This window comes from Pseudomonas sp. 910_23, from assembly GCF_052850795.1.
In genome coordinates, this window is sequence record NZ_VXCZ01000004.1 from 146,912 (window position 1) to 172,118 (window position 25,207).

25 protein-coding genes and 1 riboswitch are annotated in these 25,207 nt (G+C 61.4%); of the genes, 5 read left to right on the forward strand and 20 right to left on the reverse strand.

The window, feature by feature from the left end; genetic code table 11:
• Position 1: 1 nt before the first annotated feature.
• The 9 genes from cobC to cobO all read right to left on the reverse strand — a co-directional run bounded on the left by cobC (position 2) and on the right by cobO (position 8,290).
• Positions 2-577 carry an alpha-ribazole phosphatase family protein gene (gene cobC, locus FW800_RS06355; protein ID WP_446437233.1) on the reverse strand — a complete coding sequence of 192 codons (576 nt, stop codon included), beginning with the start codon at positions 575-577 and terminating at the stop codon, positions 2-4.
• Positions 574-1,629: a nicotinate-nucleotide--dimethylbenzimidazole phosphoribosyltransferase gene (cobT, locus tag FW800_RS06360; RefSeq protein ID WP_032880037.1), complete on the reverse strand. Its 1,056-nt coding sequence runs from the start codon at positions 1,627-1,629 to the stop codon at positions 574-576. Before cobT ends, cobC begins: the two co-directional genes overlap by 4 nt.
• The gene (cobU, locus tag FW800_RS06365; RefSeq protein WP_032880036.1) at positions 1,626-2,147 is read right to left on the reverse strand and encodes a bifunctional adenosylcobinamide kinase/adenosylcobinamide-phosphate guanylyltransferase; all 522 of its coding nucleotides are present in this window, start codon (positions 2,145-2,147) and stop codon (positions 1,626-1,628) included. The genes cobT and cobU overlap by 4 nt, the downstream gene beginning before the upstream one ends.
• Before the next feature lie 161 nt (positions 2,148-2,308).
• Positions 2,309-3,760, reverse strand: a complete 1,452-nt coding sequence (locus FW800_RS06370; protein ID WP_228308803.1) for a cobyric acid synthase — start codon at positions 3,758-3,760, stop codon at positions 2,309-2,311.
• Positions 3,757-4,746 (reverse strand): threonine-phosphate decarboxylase CobD, encoded by a 990-nt coding sequence (gene cobD, locus FW800_RS06375; protein WP_223018127.1) that lies wholly within the window; start codon positions 4,744-4,746, stop codon positions 3,757-3,759. The genes FW800_RS06370 and cobD overlap by 4 nt, the downstream gene beginning before the upstream one ends.
• Complete coding sequence (cbiB, locus tag FW800_RS06380; RefSeq protein WP_005790163.1) at positions 4,739-5,647, reverse strand: adenosylcobinamide-phosphate synthase CbiB; 909 nt, start codon at positions 5,645-5,647, stop codon at positions 4,739-4,741. The genes cobD and cbiB overlap by 8 nt, the downstream gene beginning before the upstream one ends.
• On the reverse strand, positions 5,644-6,294 hold the full coding sequence (gene bluB / locus FW800_RS06385) for a 5,6-dimethylbenzimidazole synthase (protein ID WP_103733668.1): 651 nt from the start codon (positions 6,292-6,294) through the stop codon (positions 5,644-5,646). The genes cbiB and bluB overlap by 4 nt, the downstream gene beginning before the upstream one ends.
• Positions 6,291-7,682, reverse strand: a complete 1,392-nt coding sequence (locus FW800_RS06390) for a cobyrinate a,c-diamide synthase (RefSeq protein ID WP_446437234.1) — start codon at positions 7,680-7,682, stop codon at positions 6,291-6,293. Before FW800_RS06390 ends, bluB begins: the two co-directional genes overlap by 4 nt.
• Positions 7,679-8,290, reverse strand: a complete 612-nt coding sequence (gene cobO, locus FW800_RS06395; protein WP_005790169.1) for a cob(I)yrinic acid a,c-diamide adenosyltransferase — start codon at positions 8,288-8,290, stop codon at positions 7,679-7,681. The genes FW800_RS06390 and cobO overlap by 4 nt, the downstream gene beginning before the upstream one ends.
• A 79-nt stretch (positions 8,291-8,369) precedes the next feature.
• Positions 8,370-8,615: riboswitch (cobalamin riboswitch) on the reverse strand.
• Positions 8,616-8,714: 99 nt separating this feature from the next.
• Between cobO and FW800_RS06400 the strand changes: the two genes are divergently transcribed.
• Positions 8,715-10,028, forward strand: coding sequence for a PQQ-dependent sugar dehydrogenase (locus FW800_RS06400; protein ID WP_446437235.1), 1,314 nt, complete (start codon positions 8,715-8,717; stop codon positions 10,026-10,028).
• A 131-nt stretch (positions 10,029-10,159) separates the two neighbouring features.
• On the opposite strand, the gene FW800_RS06405 is transcribed toward FW800_RS06400, so the two are convergent.
• The 5 genes from FW800_RS06405 to FW800_RS06425 form a co-directional block, all read right to left on the reverse strand.
• Entirely contained in the window at positions 10,160-10,699 is a 540-nt protein-coding gene (locus FW800_RS06405) for a C40 family peptidase (protein WP_005790173.1), read from the reverse strand.
• Positions 10,700-10,843: 144 nt separating this feature from the next.
• A complete protein-coding gene (locus tag FW800_RS06410; protein ID WP_005790175.1) occupies positions 10,844-11,473 on the reverse strand; it encodes a C40 family peptidase in 630 nt (209 codons plus the stop codon).
• A gap of 209 nt (positions 11,474-11,682) precedes the next feature.
• Complete coding sequence (hda, locus tag FW800_RS06415) at positions 11,683-12,387, reverse strand: DnaA regulatory inactivator Hda (RefSeq protein WP_446437236.1); 705 nt, start codon at positions 12,385-12,387, stop codon at positions 11,683-11,685.
• Positions 12,388-12,591: 204 nt separating this feature from the next.
• On the reverse strand, positions 12,592-13,665 hold the full coding sequence (locus tag FW800_RS06420) for an AI-2E family transporter (protein WP_005790179.1): 1,074 nt from the start codon (positions 13,663-13,665) through the stop codon (positions 12,592-12,594).
• Positions 13,666-13,720: 55 nt separating this feature from the next.
• Positions 13,721-14,761: a DUF2066 domain-containing protein gene (locus FW800_RS06425; RefSeq protein WP_005790181.1), complete on the reverse strand. Its 1,041-nt coding sequence runs from the start codon at positions 14,759-14,761 to the stop codon at positions 13,721-13,723.
• A gap of 355 nt (positions 14,762-15,116) precedes the next feature.
• On the opposite strand from FW800_RS06425, the gene purM reads away from it, so the two are divergent.
• The 4 genes from purM to FW800_RS06445 all read left to right on the forward strand — a co-directional run bounded on the left by purM (position 15,117) and on the right by FW800_RS06445 (position 18,110).
• Positions 15,117-16,175 carry a phosphoribosylformylglycinamidine cyclo-ligase gene (purM, locus tag FW800_RS06430; protein ID WP_005790182.1) on the forward strand — a complete coding sequence of 353 codons (1,059 nt, stop codon included), beginning with the start codon at positions 15,117-15,119 and terminating at the stop codon, positions 16,173-16,175.
• A complete protein-coding gene (purN, locus tag FW800_RS06435; protein WP_005790184.1) occupies positions 16,175-16,825 on the forward strand; it encodes a phosphoribosylglycinamide formyltransferase in 651 nt (216 codons plus the stop codon). The genes purM and purN overlap by 1 nt, the downstream gene beginning before the upstream one ends.
• Before the next feature lie 8 nt (positions 16,826-16,833).
• Positions 16,834-17,547 carry a DUF3108 domain-containing protein gene (locus tag FW800_RS06440; protein ID WP_122732135.1) on the forward strand — a complete coding sequence of 238 codons (714 nt, stop codon included), beginning with the start codon at positions 16,834-16,836 and terminating at the stop codon, positions 17,545-17,547.
• A 374-nt stretch (positions 17,548-17,921) separates the two neighbouring features.
• Positions 17,922-18,110 carry a hypothetical protein gene (locus FW800_RS06445; protein WP_003193064.1) on the forward strand — a complete coding sequence of 63 codons (189 nt, stop codon included), beginning with the start codon at positions 17,922-17,924 and terminating at the stop codon, positions 18,108-18,110.
• Between the two features lie 93 nt (positions 18,111-18,203).
• Here FW800_RS06445 and FW800_RS06450 read toward each other — a convergent pair whose 3' ends face one another.
• The 6 genes from FW800_RS06450 to FW800_RS06475 form a co-directional block, all read right to left on the reverse strand.
• Complete coding sequence (locus FW800_RS06450) at positions 18,204-18,749, reverse strand: DUF2058 domain-containing protein (protein WP_014719402.1); 546 nt, start codon at positions 18,747-18,749, stop codon at positions 18,204-18,206.
• Positions 18,750-18,774: 25 nt separating this feature from the next.
• Positions 18,775-19,608: a nucleoside triphosphate pyrophosphohydrolase gene (gene mazG / locus FW800_RS06455; RefSeq protein WP_446437237.1), complete on the reverse strand. Its 834-nt coding sequence runs from the start codon at positions 19,606-19,608 to the stop codon at positions 18,775-18,777.
• Positions 19,609-19,748: 140 nt separating this feature from the next.
• On the reverse strand, positions 19,749-21,992 hold the full coding sequence (gene relA / locus FW800_RS06460; RefSeq protein WP_032880009.1) for a GTP diphosphokinase: 2,244 nt from the start codon (positions 21,990-21,992) through the stop codon (positions 19,749-19,751).
• Between the two features lie 121 nt (positions 21,993-22,113).
• The gene (gene rlmD / locus FW800_RS06465; protein WP_078821996.1) at positions 22,114-23,466 is read right to left on the reverse strand and encodes a 23S rRNA (uracil(1939)-C(5))-methyltransferase RlmD; all 1,353 of its coding nucleotides are present in this window, start codon (positions 23,464-23,466) and stop codon (positions 22,114-22,116) included.
• On the reverse strand, positions 23,466-24,368 hold the full coding sequence (gene cysM / locus FW800_RS06470; RefSeq protein WP_003193080.1) for a cysteine synthase CysM: 903 nt from the start codon (positions 24,366-24,368) through the stop codon (positions 23,466-23,468). The genes rlmD and cysM overlap by 1 nt, the downstream gene beginning before the upstream one ends.
• 231 nt (positions 24,369-24,599) lie before the next feature.
• On the reverse strand, positions 24,600-25,205 hold the full coding sequence (locus FW800_RS06475; RefSeq protein WP_446437238.1) for a tRNA-uridine aminocarboxypropyltransferase: 606 nt from the start codon (positions 25,203-25,205) through the stop codon (positions 24,600-24,602).
• Positions 25,206-25,207: the final 2 nt, after the last annotated feature.

Sequence of the window (25,207 nt, forward strand, 5' to 3'; positions counted from 1 at the left end):
GTCACGATCCTTCTTTCAGTACGCCGTCGGCACCGACCTGCAGGCTGAAAAGCGCGCCGTGGCCGACCTCGACGTTCAGCAGTTGCTCGCGCGGCATCCCACGCGCCCGGGCCAGCAGCAGGCGCATCACGCCGCCATGGCTGACCAACAACACGCGCTGGCCGGCGTAAGCCTGATGCAGGCGTGACACCGCGCCGAGCACCCGCTCGGAAAATGCACTGACAGGCTCGCCTTGGGGCGGCGTGAACGTGTAGGGATCGGCCCAGAACAAACCCAGCCCTTCGGCATCGGTCTCCATCAGCGCCGCGGCGCTCTGGCCTTCCCAGGCACCGAAGTGGAGTTCTTGCAAAGCCGGCTCAAGGCTGACCGGCAGGCCGAGCTGTGCTCCCAGCTCCTGGGCAAACAAGGCGCAGCGTTGCAATGGTGAGCCGATCAACCGATCCCATGGCCCCTGCCCCACCACCGCGGCTCGCATTTGCGCCCAGCCCTTGGCGGTCAAGGCATCGTCCAGGCTGCCGCGCAGGCCGCCGCCCAGCTCGGTTTCGCCGTGGCGCAGCAGGTCCAGGTGCAAGGTCATGCGGGGCGATCTGCCACGGCCGCTTCGGCGAAGGTTGCCATCTGCCCGTGCAACGCACAGGCCAAACGCAACAACGGCACCGCCAGCGCCGCGCCGCTGCCTTCGCCCAGGCGCAAGCCCAGTTCCAGTAGCGGTTCGGCATCCAGGCTGTGCAACACATGGCGATGGCCCGGCTCGGCACCGCGATGCCCGAACACCAGCCATTCGCGGCACGCCGGGTTCAAGCGCACCGCCACCAGCGCGGCAACGCTGCAGATAAACCCATCCACCAGCACCACGATACCTGCCTGCGCACAGGCCAGGTAAGCGCCAACCAACGCGGCAATTTCAAAACCGCCGAGATTGAACAGCGTTTGCAACGCATCACCCCGTTGCCCGGCATGCAGCGCCAAAGCGCGCTCGATGACCGCGACCTTGTGGCTGACGCCCGCTGCATTCAAACCTGTGCCCGGGCCCGTCAGGTCGCTCACCTGGCAATCCAGCAATGCACAGGCCAACGCGCTGGCCGCAGTGGTATTGCCGATGCCCATCTCGCCGCCGATAAACACCTGCGCGCCGCGTTCCAGAGCGCGGTGCGCGCTGTCTCGGCCGGCTTGCAATGCCAACAGCCCTTGAGCCTGGGTCATCGCCGGGCCATCAACGAAGTTGGCCGTGCCCGCGCCGATATTCACATGACGCACGCCGGGCAAGTTCAGCGAGGGCGTCACCGTGCCAAGATCAATCACTTCCAGCTGCGCATCCAGTTGCCGCGCCAACACGCTGATCGCCGCACCACCGGTGACGAAGTTATGCAACATCTGCCCGGTCACTTCCTGAGGAAATGCCGACACGCCTTCGGCGACCACACCGTGATCACCGGCAAAAATCGCGATCCACAGTTGCTCCACCGACGGCTTGACCTGGCCCTGCAAACCCGCCAGCTGCACCGCCAGCGCTTCCAGCTGGCCGAGGGAACCGGCGGGCTTGGTCAATTGTTGCTGACGCGCCAGCGCCTGTTCATGGGCCGCAGTATCAATGGCCTTGCAGGGGTTGAGCCACCAGGAGTCCGTCATAACGCAGTACCTTTCAAAGTCAGGGGCAGGCCGGCAACCGTCAACACCACACGCTGACACCGCTCGGCCAAGGCTTGATGCAGCCAACCGGCTTCATCCACATAGCGGCGAGTCAATTCGCCCAGCGGCACGACACCCAGACCGGTCTCGTTGCTGACAAAAATGATTTCACCCGGCAGCGAGGCCAGGGTTTGCAGCAGTTGATCGCGCTCGAACACCAAACGATCGCTATCGTCGAGCATCAGCAGATTGGTCAGCCATAACGTCAGGCAGTCCACCAACAGGCAGCGGTCGGTAGCGGCGTTTTCACGCAGCACATGCGCCAGCTCGATGGGTTCTTCAATCAGCCCCCAATGATCCGGGCGACGTTCGCGATGCAGCGCCACCCGCTGATTCATTTCACCATCCAGCGGTTGGCTGGTGGCGATATAAGTGACCGGCAAAGCGCTGTCGCAGGCGAGCTTTTCAGCCAGGCGACTCTTGCCCGAACGGGCACCGCCGAGGATTAATTGATACATGAGCAAATACCTTTTCCAGCCAGCCGAAAAAATTGCGATTGATACCATCCATTGTGGGAGGGGGCTTGCTCCCGATTAAGGTGTATCAGTCGATGCCTCAGTGACTGTGAAGCACTTATCGGGAGCAAGCCCCCTCCCACATTTGCGTCCTATACATGCCGTCAAATCCCGCACAATCGACGCAATAAATCCGTATCCAGGTGGTTCTCCACCAAGTCCGCCAACCGCTCGATATCACGCTCGCGCAACCCGTGATAATCCACCTCTTGCACCTCCTGCAATCCGGCCCACCGCAGCAAGGCACTGCACGCCGCCGGTGTTTCGAACAGCCCGTGCAGGTAGGTGCCGAGAATCTGCCCATCAGCACTCAGCGCGCCATCGCTGCGACCATCGTCCAGCAGCACCGCAGCGCTGAGCAGGGCATCGCCTGATGTCACACCCGCGTGAATCTCATACCCACTCACTTCAGCATCTTCGAGCACCAAGCGTCCGCGCACATTGCGCAGTTGCTTGTGCTCCTCCAGCGTTGTGGTAAACGCCAGCAGCCCGAGGCCGGCACTGGACCCGGCCACACCCTCCAGCCCAAGCGGGTCATGCACCTGCTCACCCAGCATCTGCAAACCGCCGCAAATCCCCAGCACCTTGCCGCCATAACGCAGATGCCGCGCCACGGCCGCATCCCAGCCATTGGCGCGCAAGAAGGCCAGATCGCTGCGTACGCTTTTGGAGCCAGGCAGGATGATCAGGTCAGCCGCAGGCATCGCCTGGCCCGGCCCGACAAACTGCAAATCCACCTGAGGATGCAGGCGCAGCGGGTCAAAGTCAGTGTGATTGCTGATACGCGGCAACACCGGCACCACCACCTTGAGCACGTGGGCGGCCTTGTCGATCTGGCGCTGGTCGATGCCGTCTTCCGCCTCCAGGTGCAGGTCCATCACGTAGGGCAACACGCCGACAACCGGCTTGCCGGTGCGCGCCTCCAGCCAATCCAGGCCAGGCTGCAACAGCGCGATATCACCGCGAAAACGGTTGATGATGAAGCCCTTGACCCGTGCCTGCTCGCTGGGCGACAGCAACTCCAGGGTGCCGACCAGATGGGCAAACACGCCGCCGCGATTGATATCGGCGATCAACAGCACCGGGCAATCCACCGCTTCGGCGAAGCCCATGTTGGCGATGTCATTGGCGCGCAGGTTGATCTCGGCCGGGGAGCCCGCGCCTTCGACCATCACCACCGGGTAGGCTTGGCTCAAACGTGCGTGGGAAGCCAGCACCGCCTGCATCGCGATGGCTTTGTAGTCGTGATAGGCCACGGCGTTCATGCTGGTCACGGCGCGACCGTGGATGATCACTTGCGAGCCGGTGTCGCTGTTGGGCTTGAGCAGCACCGGGTTCATATCGGTGTGGGGTGCCAGGTTGGCGGCCTGGGCCTGCACTGCCTGGGCGCGGCCGATCTCGCCGCCTTCGGCCGTCACCGCGCTGTTGAGCGCCATGTTCTGCGGCTTGAACGGCGCCACCGCGACACCCTGGCGCACCAGCCAACGGCACAGCGCGGTCACCAGGGTGCTCTTGCCGGCGTCGGAGGTAGTGCCCTGCACCATCAGTGTACTCATGTGGCGTCCTTGTATGCGGCCAAAGCCTCGTCCAGCCGCAACCAGTCAGCTTCGGTGTCGGGCAAGCCGAAACGCACGCTGCTGTCGTGCACAAACAGGCGCAGCAGGATGCCGCGCTGGGCCATGAATTCGTGCAGGCGCTCGGCATGAGGCGTGATCAACCACTGGAACAATGCGCAGCCGCCGTGAGGTTGAAAGCCTCTGCGCTCAAGCAGTTCGAACAAGCGCTGGCCCGCTTCGATGCATCGATTGCGCTGGCGGGTGTGCCCATCCGTATCGCGCAGGCACACTTGGCCCAATACCCGCGTCGGCCCGCTGACTGCCCAGGGCCCGACCTGTTCGGCCAGCAACTTGAGCAACTTGCGTTCGGCCAGCACAAAGCCCAGGCGTACACCCGCCAGGCCGAAAAACTTGCCGAACGAGCGCAGTACGATCAGACCGACCTGATCGGCATGGCTCGCCAGGCTTGAATCGGGGGTCACGTCCATGAACGCTTCGTCCACCACCAGCCAGCCCCCGCGCTGGACCAGCCGCGCGTGCCAGTCCAGCAAGCGTTGCGGGGGCAGGCTCAGGCCCGTGGGGTTGTTGGGGTTGACCACCACCAGCACATCGAGGCTGTCGAGAAAGAAGTCGACCTCCTGCTCCTGCACTTCACGCACCACATAACCGGCGCGGCGCCAGGCTTCGGCGTGCTCGGCATAGCAAGGCGAAAGCACGCCGACCTTGCCGGAGCGGCGCAGGCGTGGCAGCAACTGGATCGCGGCCTGGGAGCCCGGCACCGGTAACAACTGGGCGGCGCCGTAATACTCGCAGGCGGCCTTCTCCAGGCCGTCATCGGTTTCGGGCAAGCGGGCCCAGGCACGCAGCGGGATCTCGGGAATCGGCCACGGCCAGGGCGCCAGGCCACTGGACAGATCAAGCCAATCCGCTTCGGCAATCCCGTATTCAATCGCGGCCTTTCGCAGCCGACCACCGTGTTCAAGCATAGATTTGCGCCCCTACGCACAAGACCAGCAGCCACAACCATACGCCGCGCTGCACCAAGTGCCAGCCACGATCAATGGAGTCGGCATCGGCCGGCGGGCCTTCGCCCAACTGCGGGCGCTGATGCACCTCGCCGTGATAAATCGCTGCGCCACCGAGTTCAACGCCCAACGCACCGGCACCGGCAGCCATCACCGGACCGGCGTTAGGGCTGTCCCACGTCGGGCCCTGGGTGCGCCAGCATTTGAGGGCCAGGCGGGTTTTGCCCAATAGCGCGTAGGTCAAGGCCACCAGCCGCGCAGGAATGTAGTTGAGCACATCGTCGATCTTTGCAGCCGCCCAGCCAAAACGCTCAAAGCGCTCGTTGCGATAGCCCCACATGGCGTCGAGGGTGTTGCTCAGGCGATAAAGCACCACGCCTGGCACGCCCGCCACCACAAACCAGAACAATGCGGCGAATACCGCATCGCTGCCGTTCTCCAGCACCGACTCGGTTGCGGCGCGCGCAACTTCGGTGCGGTCCAGTTCGCTGGTCTGGCGACTGACCAGGTAACTCACGCGTTTGCGTGCCTCATCCAGATCATCGCTGCGCAGGGCCTGGGCCACCGGCGTCACATGCTCGCCCAGGCTGCGCATGCCCAAGGCGCAGTACAACGCCAGGATTTCCAGGAGCCAGCCGATATAAGGCGCCCACGATAACGCGGTGGCCAGCAAGGTCAGAGGCACGACTGCGATAAACCACGCGGTCACGCCATGGCTGCGCCAGCCACGCCCACCGCTATTGAAACGCTGCTCGATGCGCCCGGCGAAGTTGCCGAACGCCACCAGCGGATGCCAGCGCCTGGGTTCACCCAGCAGCGCATCCAGCGCCACCGCAGCGACACACAGCAAGGCCACACTCATTGACTCACTCCCCACTTGTTTTCATACAGCATGTCACTCAGCGGCCGCGGCTCGGTCCAGCCTTCGAGCTGCAACATCGGTGCCGGGTAGAACTCAGCCACCGGCCCCAGGCACAGCACGGCCAGGGGTTTCGCGCCGGCTGGCAAGCCCAGCAGTTCGGCCAACGCCAGGGGTTCGAACAGCGACACCCAGCCCATGCCCAGGCCTTCCACGCGCGCCGCCAGCCACAGGTTCTGGATTGCGCAAGATAGAGACGCCATGTCCATTTCCGGCAAGGTGCGGCGCCCGAAGATGTGGCGCTCGCGATCATCCATCAGTGCAGCCACCAGCACCTCGGCGCAGTCGCTGATGCCTTCGACCTTGAGCTTCATGAAGTCATCGGAGCGCTCGCCCAGGGCCTGCGCGGTGCGTGCGCGCTCTTCTTCCACCAACTGTTGAATCTGCCTGCGCAATGAGCGGTCGCTGATGCGGATAAAACGCCACGGTTGCATCAGGCCTACACTGGGTGCCTGGTGCGCGGCCTGGAGCAGGCGGTGCAACAGTTCCGGGGCGACGCTGCCGCCGGTGAAGTGGCGCATGTCGCGGCGTTCGGCGATGGCGCGGTAAACGGCCTGGCGGTCGGCCTCGGGGAAGGCGTTGTCAGTCATGGCCTCATCGGGGGCACGCCCCCTCCCACATTGGATGGGGTTTCAACTCGGTCAACTGTGGGAGCTGGCTTGCCTGCGATAGCGGTCTCAAGGTCTGGCACGAACAACGCGGCCACCGCGCCAGGATTCGACGGAAAATAAAAGTGTACGTAGGAAGCGGTCAGCCGCCCTTGTCGGTAAACCGCTTCAGCCCCGCGCCCGCCGTTAGGGCTCAGGCCACGGGCGATCGGCGCCAATGCGGTGCTGGTCAAGGAGTGGTGATAGGTGTGCCCGCGCAACGTACCTTCCGGCAATTCGACACTTTGCAGGGCCAGTGCCGCGAGTTTCTTTTGCATCACCGCATCGCCTGGCAGCACGCCAACCAGTTCGGCTCGGGCGCCCTCTACATCCGTCAGCGAATCGAGCAGATAGAGCATGCCGCCACATTCGGCGAGCAGTGGCTTGCCGGCGGCGTGATGAGCACGGATGGCCTCCAGCATCGAGGTGTTTGCCGACAGCGCCTGGTGGTGCAGCTCCGGGTACCCGCCTGGCAGGTAAAGGCTGTCTGCCTGCGGCAGTTGGCGATCATGAATAGGTGAGAAGAATGTCAGCTCTGCGCCCATGGCCCGCAGCAAATCCAGGCTGGCGCCATAGGTAAAGGCAAAGGCTTCGTCACGGGCGACGGCGATACGCACACCGGCAAGTAACGGTTCGGCCTTGATCACTTCGGGCGCGGCAAAGGTCACGGGGGGCGGCAGGGCCACTTCGCAGCTACTGCCCAATGCCTGGGCGGCGGCATCCAGGCGTACATCGAGGTCATTGAGTTCGCTGGCTTGCACCAGGCCCAGGTGGCGGCTCGGCAGTTCGATACCGGTCTCGCGGGATAACGCGCCGTACCAACGCAAGCCCTCCGTGAGGCTGCCTTCGAGCAACTGGGCATGGCGCAGGGTGCCGACACGGTTGGCCAGCACGCCGGCGAACGGCAGGTCGGGCTGATAGCGCGCCAGGCCCAGGGCCAGGGCACCAAAGGTCTGGGCCATGGCAGTCCCGTCGATCACCCCCAGCACTGGCACGCCGTAGTGCCGCGCCAGGTCGGCGCTGGAGGGGGTGCCGTCGAACAGCCCCATCACGCCTTCGATCAGGATCAGGTCGGCCTCCCCCGCCGCCTCCCACAGCAAACGACGACTTTCCTGCTCGCCCACCATCCACATGTCCAATTGATACACCGGCGCACCGCTGGCGCGCTCGTGGATCATCGGGTCGAGAAAGTCCGGCCCGCATTTGAACACGCGCACCTTGCGCCCCAGGTTGCGATGCAAACGGGCCAGCGCAGCGGTGACCGTGGTTTTGCCTTGGCCGGACGCCGGAGCGGCGATCAAGACGGCTGGGCATTGGCGGGGCTGATTCAAAGTTCAACGCCCTTCTGTGCCTTGATACCGGCCTGGAACGCGTGCTTGAGCATGCCCATTTCGGTGACGGTGTCGCCCATTTCGATCAATTCAGGCTTGGCACCACGGCCAGTGACCACCACATGCTGCATCGGCGGGCGGGCTTGCAGGTCGCTTAGTACCTGGTCCAGGTCGAGGTAGCCGTGCTTGAGAGCGATGTTCAGTTCATCCAGCACCACCAGGCCAATGGAAGGGTCATTGAGCATTGCCCGCGACACCGCCCAAGCTGCTTCGGCGGCGGCGATATCGCGTTGACGATCCTGGGTTTCCCAGGTGAAGCCTTCGCCCATGACGTGGAAGCGAACTTGCTCGGGGAAGCGCCGGAAGAACAGCTCTTCGCCTGTGCTGTTGCGGCCCTTGATGAACTGCACCACACCGCACTGCATGCCGTGACCCATGGCGCGGGCCAACATGCCGAAGGCCGAACTGCTCTTGCCTTTGCCGTTGCCGGTCAATACCAGCAACAAGCCGCACTCATTCGGCGAATTGGCGATGCGCTCGTCGATCACGGCTTTTTTGCGCAACATGCGCGCCAGGTGGCGTTCGTCTCGGTCGGGGGAATCGGTCATGGCAGCTCTCCGTTGGGGCTGGACAAAAACGGCGGGCAGGAAAAAGAAAAAACAGACAGCCAAGCATCGCCCACCGTGATGCTGTTGAATGTTCAAGGCCGGTCTCCGGACTCATGAGTGGCGCGTCTTGTCGAAGCAGCCGAGGGCGCGCCTTCCCATATCGCGGGCGATACAGTGGCAAACAGCACCGTCTTGACTCATTTACCGTTGCGGGGGCAGCGCCGGAATCGCGGCAGCACTGTGTACAAGTGCGCTCGCTCACCGGCTTCCCTGTTTCACCCTGTCGACGCGCACGCCACAGAGCACCTGGAACAAGCCGCGAAGGTTAGTGGGTTGGGGGTGGAGCGTCAATTAAAGCTGGCCTTGTACTTGAACCATCCGTACAGCGTGCTTCTCTACCCTTACAGGTATCAAGGAGAAAACCATGCCTAAAACCCGACTGGCCTTACTGATCATGCTCACCGGCAGCCTCGCCGCCTGCGGCGAAAGCTCTACCTTGCAAGTCTCCGATGGCACCGGGCCCTCGCCCAAACTGCCGGAGCCGAACAAGACGCTGATTCCCACCGTCAACATCGCCCCGGCGATCGGTTGGCCTGAAGGCGCCAAGCCAACGGCTGCCGCCGGCACCCAAGTGGCCGCATTCGCCGAGGGCCTGGAGCATCCACGCTGGCTCTACGTACTGCCCAACGGCGACGTGTTGGTGGCCGAGACCAATGCGCCACCCAAGCCAGACGACACCAAAGGCGTGCGGGGTTGGGTGATGGAAAAAGTCATGGGCCGCGCCGGTGCCGGTGTGCCGAGCCCGAACCGCATTACGTTGTTGCGCGATGCCGATCATGACGGCGTGGCCGAAACGCGTACGGTATTTCTACAAAATCTGAATTCGCCGTTTGGCATGACACTGGTGGGCAACGACCTGTACGTGGCGGACTCGGACAAGTTGCTGCGTTTTCCTTATCAGCCAGGTGAAACCGCAATCACATCCCCAGGCACAACAGTCGTGGAGTTGCCAGGTGGCCCCTTGAACCACCACTGGACGAAAAACGTGGTGGCCAGCAAGGATGGCAGCAAGTTGTATGTGAGCGTCGGCTCCAACAGCAACGTCGGTGAAAATGGCCTGGACGCCGAACAAGGCCGCGCGGCGATCTGGGAAGTTGATCGCGCCACGGGCCAACACCGCATTTTCGCCTCCGGCCTGCGCAACCCCAACGGCATGGCCTGGGAGCCACAGAGCGGCAAACTGTGGACGGCGGTGAACGAGCGCGATGAAATCGGCAGTGACCTGGTGCCGGACTACATCACCTCAGTCAAGGATGGCGGCTTCTATGGCTGGCCCTTCAGCTATTACGGCCAGCATGTGGATGTGCGCGTCACGCCGCAAAACCTGGACTTGGTTGCCAAAGCCATCGCGCCAGACTACGCGGTAGGCCCGCACACCGCTTCACTGGGGCTGACCTTCGCCGAGGGCAGCAAGTTGCCTACGCAATTCAGCAACGGCGCGTTTATCGGCCAGCATGGTTCGTGGAATCGCAAGCCGCATAGTGGCTACAAGGTGATTTTTGTGCCGTTTGAAGAGGGCCAGCCGAAAGGACAGCCGGTGGATGTGCTGACGGGGTTTCTCAACAGCGACGAGAAAGCCATGGGCCGGCCGGTGGGCGTGGTGATTGATCAGCAGGGTGATTTGCTGGTGGCTGATGATGTGGGCAATAAGGTGTGGCGGGTTTCTGCAGCCAAGTAACCCATCTCAAGAGCATTGCAAATAATGTGGGAGGGGGCTTGCCCCCGATTGCGGTCTGTCAGCTGAGTATGTGCCGACTGTTACACCACTATCGGGGGCAAGCCCCCTCCCACCATGGATCTATGTACGACTCAAGGGTTGCGTGCCAGATTCCCCGGTAAAACCCGCTTGGCACTCAGGTAGGCATTCTGCCAATACGCTTTGGATAGCGTGTCGAGCTTAACCGTACCGCCGGTTTGCGGCGCATGCACAAAGCGCCCTTCCCCGACATAGATTCCCGCATGGCTGACCCGTGAACCACCGCCTGTGGCGAAGAACAGCAAGTCACCGGTTTGCAGGTTCTGCTCGCTGACGTCCTGGCCACGCATCACGATCAGTTCGCGGGTGGTGCGCGGCAGGGAAATGCCGGCGGCGTCGCGGAACACAAAGCCGATCAGGCCACTGCAATCAAACCCCGAATCCGGTGTATTGCCGCCCCAGCGATAAGGCGTGCCGACCAGGCCCAGCGCACGGAAGAGCACGTCTTCGGCAGCAGGCGAAAAATTCTGGGTGGCGTAGTTGAATACCGGCTTGGGCTTGACCGCTACAGGCGCGGGCGGCGGTGGACGGCTGGCGCAGGCGCTGAGCAGCGCGGCGCAAACAATGAGCATCAGGCGGGCCGAGGTCGACATGTGCAGAACAATCCTGGTCTGGATGCGGCTTTCGCTGCCGAACGTTGAAAACCAGAACGCGCAAGCAAAGCTCGCGCGAACGGATAACAACAATGTCCAGGGATTCTAGCGCTTACACGTCAAACTTCAAGTATCACTTTAACTTTACTTACTAGCGGTAACCGTAGTCGGGGCCATGGCGAGTGCGCGCTTGGCTTCGATGAAGGTTTTGCTCCAGTAGCTGTCGCCCAGGTTATCGACCCGAACACCACCGCTGCGGCGGCTGCTGGAGTGGATAAACTGATTATCGCCCAGGTAGATACCGGCGTGGCTGACACGACCACGGCCACTGGTACTAAAGAAAAGCAGATCGCCCGGCTTGAGGTTGTTGCGTGCGACCAACGGTGCATCCACGTTGATCATTTCGCGGGTGGAGCGAGGCAGGTTCATGCCAGCTTCTTCACGAAACAGATAACCGATGAAACCGCTGCAATCGAAACCGGCTTCAGAGGTGCCGCCAAAACGGTAACGAGTACCGATCAGGGACTTGCCGCGTTCAAGAATGCTGTCGGCCAGAAGGGGCAGCTGGTAAGGCTTGCTGTCTGAAAACTCGGCGAGTTCTTTTTCGGTTGCCATCTCTTCTTCATAAACAGAAGCAGACTGTGCAGCAACGAACTTGGCCTGATTTTGAACCTGTGGTTTGGGCTGTTCTGCCACCTGTTGAGGGTGGGAGGCGCAACCAAACAATAGGGTAACGAGTGCGAGAGGCACGAGGGGTGCGAAGCGATTTAGCATGGGCACGACCGTGGCTGATGTGTAAAGAAGCCGAGACTATGCCCTCTATCACATCGATTTGCAAATTCAATCGTGATCTATGTGACTTATTGTTTGGACTATGCCATCTAAGCCGTAATTCCATTTATCACTGCACTTGCGTGGCCCTCTGGGCTCAAACGCAGGTTTTCTGGCGCCCGTAAATTGCCGATTGCTGGCAAATCAACGCCTTACCAACCCAGTGTTTCTTTGAGGAAAGGAATCGTCAATTTTCTTTGCGCCTGCAAGGAGGCCTGGTCAAGCTGCTCAAGCAAATCGAACAGCGCGCTCATGCTGCGGGTGCCACGAGTCAGGATAAAGTGCCCGACTTCGTCGGTCAGGTGCAGGCCACGTCGGGAAGCACGCAGCTGCAGGGCACGCAACTTGTCCTCATCGGACAACGGGCGCATCTGGAAGATCAGCGCCAGGGTCAGGCGCGACTTGAGGTCGGCCAGCTTCACCGGCAGCTCACGAGGCGATGTGGAAGCGGCGATCAGCAAACGACGACCGCTGTCGCGCAGGCGGTTGAACAGGTGAAACAGCGCTTCTTCCCAATCCGCCTTGCCGGCCACCGACTGCAAGTCGTCCAGGCACACCAGTTCGTATTGCTCAAGGTTGTCGAAGATGCCGACACCGCGGTCCATCAACTCGGCCAGGGGCAAATACACTGCCGGCTCGCCCATCTGTTCGAAACGCAGGCACGCGGCCTGCAACAGGTGGGTACGCCCCACGCCATGCTTGCCCCACAGATAGATCAGGCTTTCAGTCCACCCGGCGTCGGCTTCGCAAAGCCGCTCCACATAGCCGAGTGCAGCGGCATTGGCGCCTGGGTAGTAATTGATAAAGGTAGCGTCATCACGCAGACGCACACCTAGGGGCAGCTGAATCGGTTTCATGCTGACTGAACGGCTCCCATCGAACCGTTAGTGGCCTCTGTGTAAAGTTTGCAAAGTTTATACCCGTGACGCCGGGTGCACAATGCAGCAGACCACAAGCAAAATCAAAGGTTTGCGTTAACCTGGCGGTTTTACGCGGATTGTTTGACGCCCCCTGCCCCACAAACAACAAACCCGGCCTTGGCCGGGTTTGTGACATTGCGATTACAACTCGGGCTCATCAACGCCCGTATACACGTCCGAATCCTTGTACAAGTCGTGAACATGACGCACCAGCACCATGATCACCGCCGCCACCGGCAGCGCCAGCAGAATGCCGGTAAACCCGAACAACTCGCCACCCGCCAGGATCGCAAAGATCACCGCCACCGGGTGCAGGCCAATCCGATCGCCTACCAGCAACGGCGTCAGCACCATGCCTTCCAATGCCTGGCCGACCATGAACACCGCGACAATCCCCAGCATTGGGTAGAGGTCGCCGCCAAACTGGAACAGACCGGCCACCAGCGCCGCGCCGATACCAATCACAAAGCCCATATACGGCACGATGGCTGCCAGGCCTGCGATCAAGCCGATCAACAGCCCCAGCTCCAGGCCGATGGCCATCAAGCCAGCTGCGTAGATCACCCCCAGCGCCAGCATCACCAGCAACTGACCGCGAACGAATGCCCCCAGTACTTCATGGCATTCTGCAGCAAGGGAGACGATGCGTTCTTCACGGTCACGGGGCAGCAGGCTGCGGATCTTGGCCATCATGATGTCCCAATCACGCAGCAGGTAAAACGCCACCACCGGGATCAGCACCAGGTTGGTCAACCAGCCGATCAGTGCCAGGCTCGAAGCGGTTGCCTGGCTGAGCACCACCGTAACGATATCGGTGGTCTTGTCCATATGCTCGCTGATGGCCGCCTTGACCTTGTCGAACTTCCAGAACCCATCCGCCAACCCGAACTTGGACTGAGCCCACGGCATTGCCGTGTGCTGCAACCAGTCGAGCATCTGCGGCGCCAGCTCGTAGAGGCGAAACAGCTGCTTGGCCAGCATCGGCACCAGTATCAACACCAGCGCGGTGATAATCAGCGTGAACAGTGCGAACACCGTGACCACGCCCAAAGTACGCGACATACCGGCTTTTTCCAGGCGATCCACCACGGGATCGAACAGATAGGCGAGCAACAGCGCCACCAGAAACGGCGTCAGGATCGAATGCAGCAAGAACACAAAACCGCACAGCAGGACTATCCCGCCAAGCCACACCCAACGACGCGTATCCGCCATAAACCACTCCATCTATTATCGACGCCCTTCTTCTATATAGAAGAAGGAACACTATTTACCAACGAAAACGCAGTTGCGCCTGAGGCTCAGGTACAGCAGCCGGTTGCGTGCCATCGACCACAGGTTGCTGGGCCGGGACTTCACCTGCGGGAACTTCCTGCAACTTGGCCAGGCTCAATTGGGTACGCAACTGCTCAGCACTACCGTTGACGCGATACACAATGCGATTGCCATCCACCAACTGCGGCTGACCGCCAAAGGGTTCCAGCAACCGGCCCAGGGCGGCGTATCGCTCCAGGTTCATGCCTTGCACTTCAAGCAGCTGCTCGCTGCTCACGCCGGGCTTGACCGCAAAGCGCGGCGCCAGCTTTTGGCTGACCTCCAGCAATACAGCATCTGCCAGTGCGGCAGTATCAGCGCCTTGGACGGTACCTTGCTCAGACTTATCGCCCAGCCACAGACGCCATTTGGCCTGCCACTGATTACCTTCCTGGCGCGCATGCACAGCCAGCAACGCATCGGCTCCGTAGCGCTCGGAGGCTGCACGCAAGGGCGCAGCGTCCGCGCTTTCCAGATTCGGCGCAGTGGCAACCACTTGCTCATCCAGGTCGCCCAGCGGCAGGCGCAACGGCAAGCCACGGTGTTGCGCGGCGCGGCGCAGTGTCTGGGCAACCGCCTGGCCATCGCCGACCAGGCTGCTGCCTTCGGTGGAATCGTTCAGCCACCAACCGAGAATCGACGGCCGATTACTGCCCCAGATCGACAGGCCGGCATCACGCAAGGCGCGGTCGGTGCTGACCGGGTCGAAGTCCACTTGCAGGCTCTCGGGCGGGCCCGCGTCGTAGCCATATTGGGTGATGATTTGTTGCGGGTCCTTGCGGATTGCCGCCAGGCCCGGGCCGTCGGCGGCCTTGGCGTCGCCGGTGAGGCGGATCACCAGGGTCTGCACGGCGCGCTGGGTGGCCTGGTCACGCTCCTGGGGCGACTGGCTGCTGACCGGTTCGAGCACTTGATAGAGGCCATTGAGGGTTTCGGCATGACTCGCCAGGCTGACCAACGACAAACAGCCCACAAAGAAGAATTTACACAGACGCATGGAAGATTCCCGAACGACAAATTTAGCGGCTGGAACAGACCGCGTGAATCGGTTTAGCCAGGCTGTGACCACAGCACCCGGCAAAACATTCACAGGGCCTCGGTAAGTTTTTGTACTGTCATAACGATAGCGGGTTCAAGGCTATACCTTAATACGCCGCTTGGCAGAGCCGATCAGCATTTTTTAACCGGCTTTTTTAATCTATATGGCCCTGCCCGTCGGCCCGAGGATGGCCGCTGCCCTTCAAGCCTGATAAAATCGCGCGCCTTCGCAGACCGTCAACGGCAGCGGCCTTTTTAAAAAGCGCCCGCCCGCTCGGTCGTTACCCCTGAATCCCCCCCTAAAGGCCTGGATCATGAGCAAGCAACCCTCCCTGAGCTACAAGGACGCCGGTGTAGACATCGACGCCGGTGAAGCATTGGTCGAACGCATCAAGAGCGTCGCCAAGCGCACTGCGCGCCCTGAAGTCATGGGCGGCCTGGGCGGTTTTGGCGCCCTCTGCGAAATCCCGGCCGGCTACAAGCAGCCTGTACTGGTGTCCGGCACCGACGGCGTAGGCACCAAGCTGCGCCTGGCCCTGAACCTGAACAAGCACGACAGCATCGGCATCGACCTGGTTGCCATGTGCGTCAACGACTTGGTGGTGTGCGGCGCCGAGCCGTTGTTCTTCCTCGACTACTACGCCACCGGCAAGCTCAATGTCGAAACCGCAACCCAGGTGGTCACCGGCATCGGCGCCGGCTGCGAACTGTCGGGGTGCTCGCTGGTCGGCGGCGAAACCGCTGAAATGCCAGGCATGTACGAAGGCGAAGACTACGACCTGGCCGGTTTCTGCGTCGGCGTCGTGGAAAAGGCCGAGATCATCGACGGCTCCAAAGTGGCTGCCGGCGACGCCCTGCTCGCCCTGCCATCGTCCGGCCCGCACTCCAACGGTTACTCGCTGATCCGCAAGATCATCGAAGTGTCCGGCGCCGACATCGAGAACATCCAGCTCGACGGCAAGCCTCTGACCGACCTGCTGATGGCCCCGACCCGCATTTACGTCAAGCCACTGCTCAAGCTGATCAAGGACACCGGTGCCGTCAAGGCCATGGCCCACATCACCGGCGGCGGCCTGCTGGACAACATCCCGCGCGTCCTGCCAAAAGGCGCCCAGGCGATTGTCGACGTGGCCAGCTGGCAGCGCCCGGCAGTCTTCGATTGGCTGCAAGAGAAAGGCAACGTCAACGAAACCGAGATGCACCGCGTGCTGAACTGCGGTGTGGGCATGGTCATCTGCGTGGCGCAAGAGCACGTTGAAACCGCGCTGAACGTATTGCGTGAAGCCGGCGAGCAACCTTGGGTCATCGGCCAGATCGCCACTGCTCCGGAAGGCGCAGCCCAGGTTGAACTGAAGAACCTTAAGGCGCACTGATGCCTGCAACCTGTGATGTCGTGGTGCTGCTCTCCGGCACCGGCAGTAACTTGCAGGCCCTGATCGATAGCACGCGCAGCGGCGACAGCCCGGTGCGCATCGCTGCGGTGATTTCCAACCGCAGCGACGCCTACGGCCTGCAACGCGCCAGGGACGCGGGTATCGACACCCGCTCGCTGGATCACAAGGCGTTCGACGGCCGCGAGGCCTTCGACCGCGCCCTGGTCGAACTGATCGACGCCTTCAATCCCAAGCTCGTCGTGCTTGCTGGCTTCATGCGCATCCTCAGTGCTGATTTCGTGCGGCACTACGAAGGGCGCCTGCTCAATATCCACCCTTCCCTGCTGCCCAAGTACAAAGGCATGCACACCCATCAGCGCGCCCTCGACGCCGGCGACAGCGAGCATGGCTGCAGCGTGCACTTTGTCACCGAGGAACTCGATGGCGGGCCTCTGGTCGTACAGGCAGTGGTTCCGGTAGAGTCAGGCGACTCGGCGCAGACGCTTGCGCAACGGGTTCATACCCAGGAACACAGGATTTACCCGCTGGCTGTTCGCTGGTTTGCCGAGGGACGGTTGATTCTTGGTGACCAGGGTGCATTATTGGACGGTCAGTTACTCGCGGCCAGCGGCCACTTGATTCGAACCTAGGAGATTTTATGCGTCGCGCCCTGCTCTTCGCTTTTGCGCTGTTCGCTTTGCCTGCCGTACAAGCGGCAGACCTTCACCCTTTCTCCGTCAGCTACACCGCCGACTGGAAGCAACTGCCCATGAGTGGTTCGGCTGAACGCAGCCTGACCAAAAACGGCGACGGCACCTGGACCTTGAACTTCAAGGCCTCGATGATGATTGCCAGCCTGACCGAAACCAGTGTGATCCTGTTCGACAAGGACACCCTGCAACCCAAGAGCTACAGCTTCGAGCGCGGCGGTTTGGGCAAGGCCAAGAAGATCAACCTGGATTTCGACCAGGCGAACAAGAAAATCACCGGCTTTGAAAACAAGGATCCGGTCAACGTCACCCTCGAAAGCGGCATGCTCGACAAGTCCACGTATCAGCTCGCCCTTCAGCGCGACGTGGCTGCCGGCAAGAAGAGCATGAGCTACCGAGTGGCCGAAGGCACTGATGTCGATACCTATGACTTCCGTGTGATTGGCCCGGAAAAGGTTCAGACCAAGGTAGGCTCCATTGACGCGATCAAAGTTGAACGCGTACGTGATCCCTCCCAGAGCAAACGCATCACGCAGATGTGGTTTGCCAAGGACCAGGGCGGCATTCTGGTTGCCCTGCGCCAGGTTGAGACCGATGGCAAGGAATACAACATCATGCTGCAGGATGGCACCGTTGACGGTCAGGCCGTTAAAGGCAGCTGATTGCGCTGATGAGCTGGAAGAGAGCCTCGCTGAATGCGGGGCTTTTTTTTGCTTGGGATTTCAGAGAAAACCACTACCGCTATCGCAGGCAAGCCAGCTCCCACACTGGGCTGCATTTCAAGGTGGGAGCTGGCTTGCCTGCGATGGCGGTGGCAGGGCCAAACCAGCTAAAAAGACCGACCTGAACATGAAACTTTTGTCATAAAACTCCGGCAGCTGCGGCGCAATGTCTTGGTTTACGCGGCCTGCAGCACTGTTGCGCTTTCTGCAATGAATTATTGCGCGCAAAATCAGTTTACTTAGCAAGCTAACAAATTATATAACAAAGGCCTGCGACGACTTGCCGCAGATCAACCAGAGATTGGAGCAAGCAGATGACTGTAAAAGTAACTGAACGCGACGATGAGCATATGTCCCATGAAGCAGTAGGCCACGGGATTCACATCTGGGATGTCCATCAGCAAGACGTATTGGTCGGCATGTTCCACAACGAGAGCGACGCCCACAATTATAAAAACGAGCTCGAGACTCTCGAACTGCAACGCCAGGCAAAAAGCTCCTGAAACACTGAAATCATGTGGACGCCCGGCCCACGCAGCCGGGCCGTCTACACACAAAAACCCCGCCTTTGAGCGGGGTTTGTTGTTTCTACAGCCTTACCACATCAGATCATCCGGGATCTGGTAGGCGGCGTACGGATCATCCTCATCCGGCACCTGGCTTTCGGTGAGGATGTTGAGCTGCACGATGCGCTCCGGTGCACGTTCCTGGATCTTGAGCGCCGCTTCACGCGGGATCACCTCGTAGCCGCCACCGTGGTGCACGATAGCCAGAGAACCGTTGCTCAGCTTGTTGCGCATCAAGGTGTTGACCGACAGGCGCTTGACCTTCTTGTCATCGACAAAGTTGTAGTAGTCCTCGGTGGTCAACTTGGGCAAGCGTGAGGTTTCGATCAACTGCTTGACCTGGGCGGTACGCGCCTTGGCTTCGGCTTTTTCCTGCTGCTGGCGGTTGAGCTCCTGGTCACGCTTGACCTTCTCGGCGTGTGCCTCAGCGGCCAGGCGTGCCTGGGTATCATCGACTTCGGCCTGGCCCTTGTGGACCAGACGCTGCTGCTTCTGCTTCTCTTTGCCGACCTGCTTGGCCTGCTTTTGGTTGACCAGACCTGCTTTGAGCAACTGGTCGCGAAGGGAAAGGCTCATGGTGCTTACTCACTTAGGCAGCTGCTCAACCGCAGCTGGACACATTCTTTTCCTGGCGTTTGGCTTCGCCCCACAGGGCGTCCAACTCTTCGAGGGTGCAATCTTCTATGGGTTGGTGCGTATCGCGCAATGCCTGTTCGATAAATCGGAAACGTCGTTCGAACTTGGCATTGGCTCCGCGCAGTGCGGTTTCCGGGTCAACCTTGAGGTGACGGGCCAGGTTGACGGCGGCAAACAGCAGGTCACCGACTTCATCGGCAATGGCCTGCGGATCGTTATCGGCCATGGCTTCGAGCACTTCATCCAACTCTTCACGCACGTTGTCCACCACCGGCAAGGCGGCTGGCCAGTCGAAACCGACCTGGCTGGCGCGCTTTTGCAATTTGGCCGCACGGGACAGTGAAGGCAAGGCCGTTGGCACATCATCCAGAAGGGAAAGTTGCTCAGGTGCGTCGGATTTTTCCGCACGCTCCTCGGCCTTGATCTGCTCCCAGCGCTCCTTGACCTGTTCTTCGCTCAATTGCGGAATATCCAGCGGTGCATACAGATCGCCAGTGGGAAACACATGGGGATGGCGTCGAATCAGCTTGCGCGTGATGCTGTCGATCACCCCGGCAAATTCGAAGCGCCCTTCTTCTCGGGCCAACTGGCTGTAATACACCACCTGGAATAACAGGTCGCCCAACTCGCCTTGCAGGTGATCGAAATCGCCACGCTCGATGGCGTCGGCCACTTCGTAGGCTTCTTCGAGGGTATGCGGGACGATTGTTGCGTAGGTTTGCTTGATGTCCCACGGGCAGCCGTATTGCGGGTCGCGCAGGCGGTTCATCAGGTGCAGCAGGTCATCTAGTGAATACATCAATCTCTTTCCACTGAAGATCCAATGTGGGAGGGGGCTTGCTCCCGATAGCGGTGTTTCAGTCACCAGATGTATCAACTGATAGGCAGCTATCGGGAGCAAGCCCCCTCCCACACTTTAAACGGCGTTCACCCAGTTACTCATGGGGTACGGTTACGCCGCGTCTCGATGATGTTCGGCAACTGGGAAATCCTCCCAAGCAACCGCCCCAGCGCATCCAGGCCCGGAATCTCGATGGTCAGGGACATCAACGCCGTGTTGTCCTCTTTGTTCGAGCGGGTGTTAACCGCCAGCACGTTGATCCGCTCGTTGAGCAGCACTTGCGAGACGTCACGCAGCAAGCCGGAACGATCGTAGGCACGGATGATGATGTCCACCGGGTAAGTGAGCACCGGCACCGGCCCCCAACTGACCTGGATGATCCGCTCCGGCTCGCGCCCGCCCAGTTGCAGCACCGAGGCGCAGTCCTGGCGGTGAATGCTCACGCCACGGCCCTGGGTGATGTAGCCGACAATGGCGTCGCCCGGCAACGGCTGGCAGCAGCCGGCCATTTGCGTCATCAGGTTGCCCACGCCCTGGATCTGGATATCGCCACGCTTGCCCGGTTTGTAACCCGTGGCCTTGCGTGGGATGAGTTCCAGCTGTTCGTTGCCGCGCTCGGGCTCGACCAGTTGCTGGGCCAGGTTGACCAGTTGCGCCAGGCGCAGGTCACCGGCACCGAGGGCGGCGAACATGTCTTCGGCGATCTTCATGTTGGCCTTTTCGGCCAGCTTGTCGAAGTCCACCTGAGGCAGGCCCAGGCGCGCCAGTTCGCGTTCGAGCAGGGTCTTGCCGGCGGCGACGTTCTGGTCGCGCGCTTGAAGTTTGAACCAGTGGACGATCTTCGCCCGCGCCCGCGAGGTGGTGATATAGCCCAGGTTCGGGTTCAGCCAGTCGCGGCTCGGTGTGCCGTGCTTGCTGGTGATGATCTCGACCTGTTCACCGGTTTGCAGGCTGTAGTTGAGCGGCACGATGCGCCCGTTGATCTTGGCGCCCCGGCAGTTATGGCCGATTTCGGTGTGCACGCGGTAGGCAAAATCCAGCGGCGTGGCGCCCTTGGGCAAGTCGATGGCATGGCCGTCGGGGGTGAAGATATAGACCCGGTCCGGCTCGATATCCACCCGCAGCTGTTCGGCCAGCCCGCCGATGTCGCCGAGTTCTTCGTGCCATTCCAGCACTTGGCGCAGCCAGGAGATTTTCTCTTCGTACTGGTTGGACCCGGCCTTGACGTCGGTGCCCTTGTAGCGCCAGTGCGCGCACACACCCAGCTCGGCCTCTTCGTGCATCGCGTGGGTGCGGATCTGCACTTCCAGCACCTTGCCTTCAGGGCCGATCACCGCGGTGTGCAGCGAGCGGTAGCCGTTTTCCTTGGGGTTGGCGATGTAGTCGTCGAACTCCTTGGGGATGTGGCGCCACAGCGTGTGGACGATCCCCAGCGCGGTGTAGCAATCGCGCATTTCCGGCACCAGCACGCGCACCGCCCGCACGTCATAGATCTGGCTGAAGGCCAGGCCCTTGCGCTGCATTTTGCGCCAGATCGAGTAGATGTGCTTGGCCCGGCCGCTGATGTCGGCGTCTACGCCAGTTGCCTGCAGCTCGGAACGCAGCTGGCCCATCACGTCGCTGATAAAGCGCTCGCGATCCAGGCGCCGCTCGTGCAGCAACGTGGCGATCTGTTTGTATTGGTCCGGCTCCAGGTAGCGAAAGGACAGGTCCTCCAGCTCCCACTTGATGTGGCCGATGCCCAGGCGGTGGGCCAGCGGCGCGTAGATGTCGAAGACTTCGCGGGCGACGCGGTTGCGCTTTTCGTCGTCGGCGGTCTTCACCGCACGGATCGCGCAGGTACGCTCGGCCAGCTTGATCAGGGCGACGCGCACGTCGTCGACCATCGCCACCAGCATCTTGCGCAGGTTTTCCACCTGGCCCTGGGTGCCCAGCACCATCGACTGGCGCGGGCTGAGGCTGGCACTGATGGCCGCCATGCGCAGCACGCCGTCGATCAGCTTGGTCACCACCGAGCCGAAGCGCTGGCCAACGGTTGCCAACGGAATATGCCCCTCGCGCACGCCGCGATACAGCACGGCGGCGATCAGCGAATCCTGATCCAGCTTGAGATCGGCGAGGATCTCGGCGATTTCCAACCCGGTGCGAAAGCTTGAAGTGCCTTCGGCCCACAGGTTCTTGGCCGCATTGTCTTGCTGCTCAGACTCACGAGCGAACTCGCAGGCTGCTTTCAAGGCTTCACGGTCCAGTGCCGGGTCGACACTGACGGCATGATCCAGCCATGCCTCGAGATTGATACTGCCGTCAGTGTTGATCGGCTGGTGTGCTCTCACCTGTACCATCTTGCTTACCTTCCCTACGACGCACCTTTGATGCGCCAAAATCATCGCCGACTTTTACTGCGAGCTCCGTAGCAGTACCAAGGCCTTGGAGAACGCAGGCCAGTCGGATTAAACGGGCATCCTAGCCCGCTTCAAATAACGCCATGGCCTCGACATGCGCAGTCTGCGGAAACATGTCGAGAATCCCGGCACGCTTTAGCCGGTAGCCTTGCTTGACCAACTCAACCGTGTCCCGCGCCAGCGTAGCTGGGTTACAGGACACATACACCAGGCGCTTGGCTCCAAGGGTGGCGAGCTTGCGCACAACCTCTTGGGCACCATCGCGGGGTGGGTCCAAGAGTACCGCAGAAAAGCCCTGTTTGGCCCATGGCGCGTCAGTCAAAGGCTGAGACAGGTCGGCCTGAAAGAACTGCACGTTAGGCAAATGGTTGCTCGCGGCATTGAGTGCCGCACGGTCCACCATGGTCTGCACACCCTCTACCGCCACCACTTCGCGCACCTGGCGCGCCAGCGGCAAGGCGAAGTTGCCAAGGCCGCAAAACAGGTCCAGCACCCGTTCGTCGGCTTGTGGCGCCAGCCACTCCAATGCCTGGGCAACCATCGCCTGATTGACCCCGGCGTTGACCTGCACAAAATCTCCCGGCCGGTAAGCCAGTTCCAGATTCCACGCATCCAGGCGAAACCCCAGGGCCTGGTCGGGCTCGGCAGGTTCCGGCTGGCCCTCGCCATGCAGCCACAATTGGGCCTCATGGAAGGTACAGAATTCTTTAAGGATCAGCAGGTCTGCTTCGGACAGCGGTGCCATATGCCGCAGCAAAACGGCGATGGACGAACCACTGAACAGCTCCACATGCCCCAGCGCCTGCGGTTTGCTCAGGCGACGCAGCATATTCGGCAAGCGCTGCATGATCGGTTGCAAGGCTTGTACCAGCACCGGGCAATCGTCGATAGCGACGATGTCCTGACTGGCCACGGCGCGAAAACCCACTTCGAGTTTCTTCGCCTTGGCGTCCCAACGTACGGCCACACGGGCGCGACGCCGGTAACCGAACTCCGGCCCGCTCAACGGCGGCGCCCACTCTTGCGGTTCGACACCTGCCACCCGCGACAACTGCTCGGCGAGCATGCGCTGTTTCAGGGCAAGTTGCTGGTCATGGGGCAGATGCTGCACGCTGCAACCGCCGCAGCGGCCAACGTGGGCGCAGGGTGCCGGGCGCCGTAGCTCACTGGCCTTGAACACCCGCTCGGTGCGGGCCTCAACCACTTTGCCGTGGGCGCCCAACACCCGCGCTTCGACTTCTTCGCCGGCCAGCGCGCCATTCACAAACCAGGTGCGGCCTTCAAAGAACACAATGCCACGGCCATCATTGGCCAGGCGCTCGATGGTCAGGCGCTGTTTCTTGCCCACCGGGATCTGCGGGGCCCGGCTGCCGCCTGTCGGCTGGAAGCGCAGGCCTCTCTCGTGCTTGGCCATCAGTTGGGTTCGTCGAAGATGCCGGTCGACAGGTAGCGGTCGCCTCGGTCACAGATGATCGCGACGATCACCGCGTTTTCCACTTCTTTGGACAAGCGCAACATACCGGCCACAGCGCCGCCGGAGGACACGCCGCAGAAGATGCCTTCTTCACGGGCCAGACGGCGCGTAGTGTCTTCGGCTTCGCGCTGGGCCATGTCGATGATGCGGTCTACTCGCGTCGCGTTGTAGATCTTCGGCAAGTACTCTTCGGGCCAGCGACGGATACCGGGGATGGCCGCGCCTTCCATCGGTTGCAGACCGACGATCTGGATCGCAGGGTTCTGCTCCTTCAGGTAGCGCGAGTTGCCCATGATGGTGCCGGTGGTGCCCATGGAACTGACGAAATGGGTAATGGTGCCCTGGGTCTGGCGCCAGATTTCCGGGCCGGTGCTGGTGTAGTGCGCCTCGGGATTGTCACCGTTGGCGAACTGGTCCAGCACCACGCCACGGCCTTCGGCGGCCATACGCTCGGCGAGGTCACGGGCGCCTTCCATGCCTTCTTCCTGGGTGACCAGGATCAGCTGGGCACCGTAAGCGGTCATCGCCGCCTTGCGCTCGGCACTGCCGTTGTCGGGCATGATCAGCACCATCTTGTATCCTTTGATCGCGGCGGCCATGGCCAGGGCGATCCCGGTGTTACCGGAGGTGGCTTCAATCAGGGTGTCGCCTGGCTTGATCTGCCCGCGCAACTCGGCGCGGGCGATCATCGACAGCGCCGGGCGGTCCTTGACGGAGCCGGCCGGGTTGTTGCCTTCGAGTTTGAGCAACAGGGTATTGCTGGTTTCACCCGCCATGCGTTGCAAGCGGACCAGGGGCGTGTTGCCGACGCAATCGGCGATTGTGGGGTACTGCAAGGTCATGGCGTATTCGCAATCCAGACTGCGGGGGCGGACATCATACCGGGAAAGGCCGGCGGGCCATATCACGCAAAGTGCGGTGCTTATGGCTTAAAGGCATAAGCCATTAAAGTGTTGACTGTGAGGGCTCCATCGGGGGCAAGCCCCCTCCCACATCGGACCACATTTTTATGCAGGAACGCGATCGACTGTGGGAGGGGGCTTGCTCCCGATGGGCGCGCCTCGTCAAACCTGCTAATCCTTCTGCCCTTCACCATGATTTCTCTGGAATACCTCATCCCCCATCGCAGTAATCTGCCCTTCGATCAGCGCTTCAAAGGGTTTGAGCAGCGGCTCGAACGATAGTGGAGCTTCCAATACCTGCAACGCTTGCGTGATTGCTTCAACCGTCGACAAGGCACCAGGCCCCGGCGCCTTGCGCAAGCGATAGCGGGAAACGCCGCCTAGGGCCAATGTCACCCGGGGCAACGCCGCCAGCAAAGGATTGAGGTGCAACAGCTTGCGCGCCTTGCGCCAGGTGCCATCGGGAACCACCAATAACAATGGCTGATCGTCAGGTGTATAAGCGTGCAGCGGCTCGGCGTCATCCGCCGGAAACAACAGCCGCGCCCGATAACCAGGCGGGTTTAATAACGTCGCCAGATCATCAAACACCTCCCCCACCACCAACTGCGCATTATTCAAGCCCAACGCCGCCAACCTCGCGGTATTGAGCGCATGGCCGACCTCGCTCGGGTGCTGCAACAGCAACACGCGAGTGCGGCTGTCGAGGGTCGGGATCAGTGCACAGAGGCAATGAGTGGTCGGCCGCAAGCATTGCGGGCATTGGGGTCTGGACATGG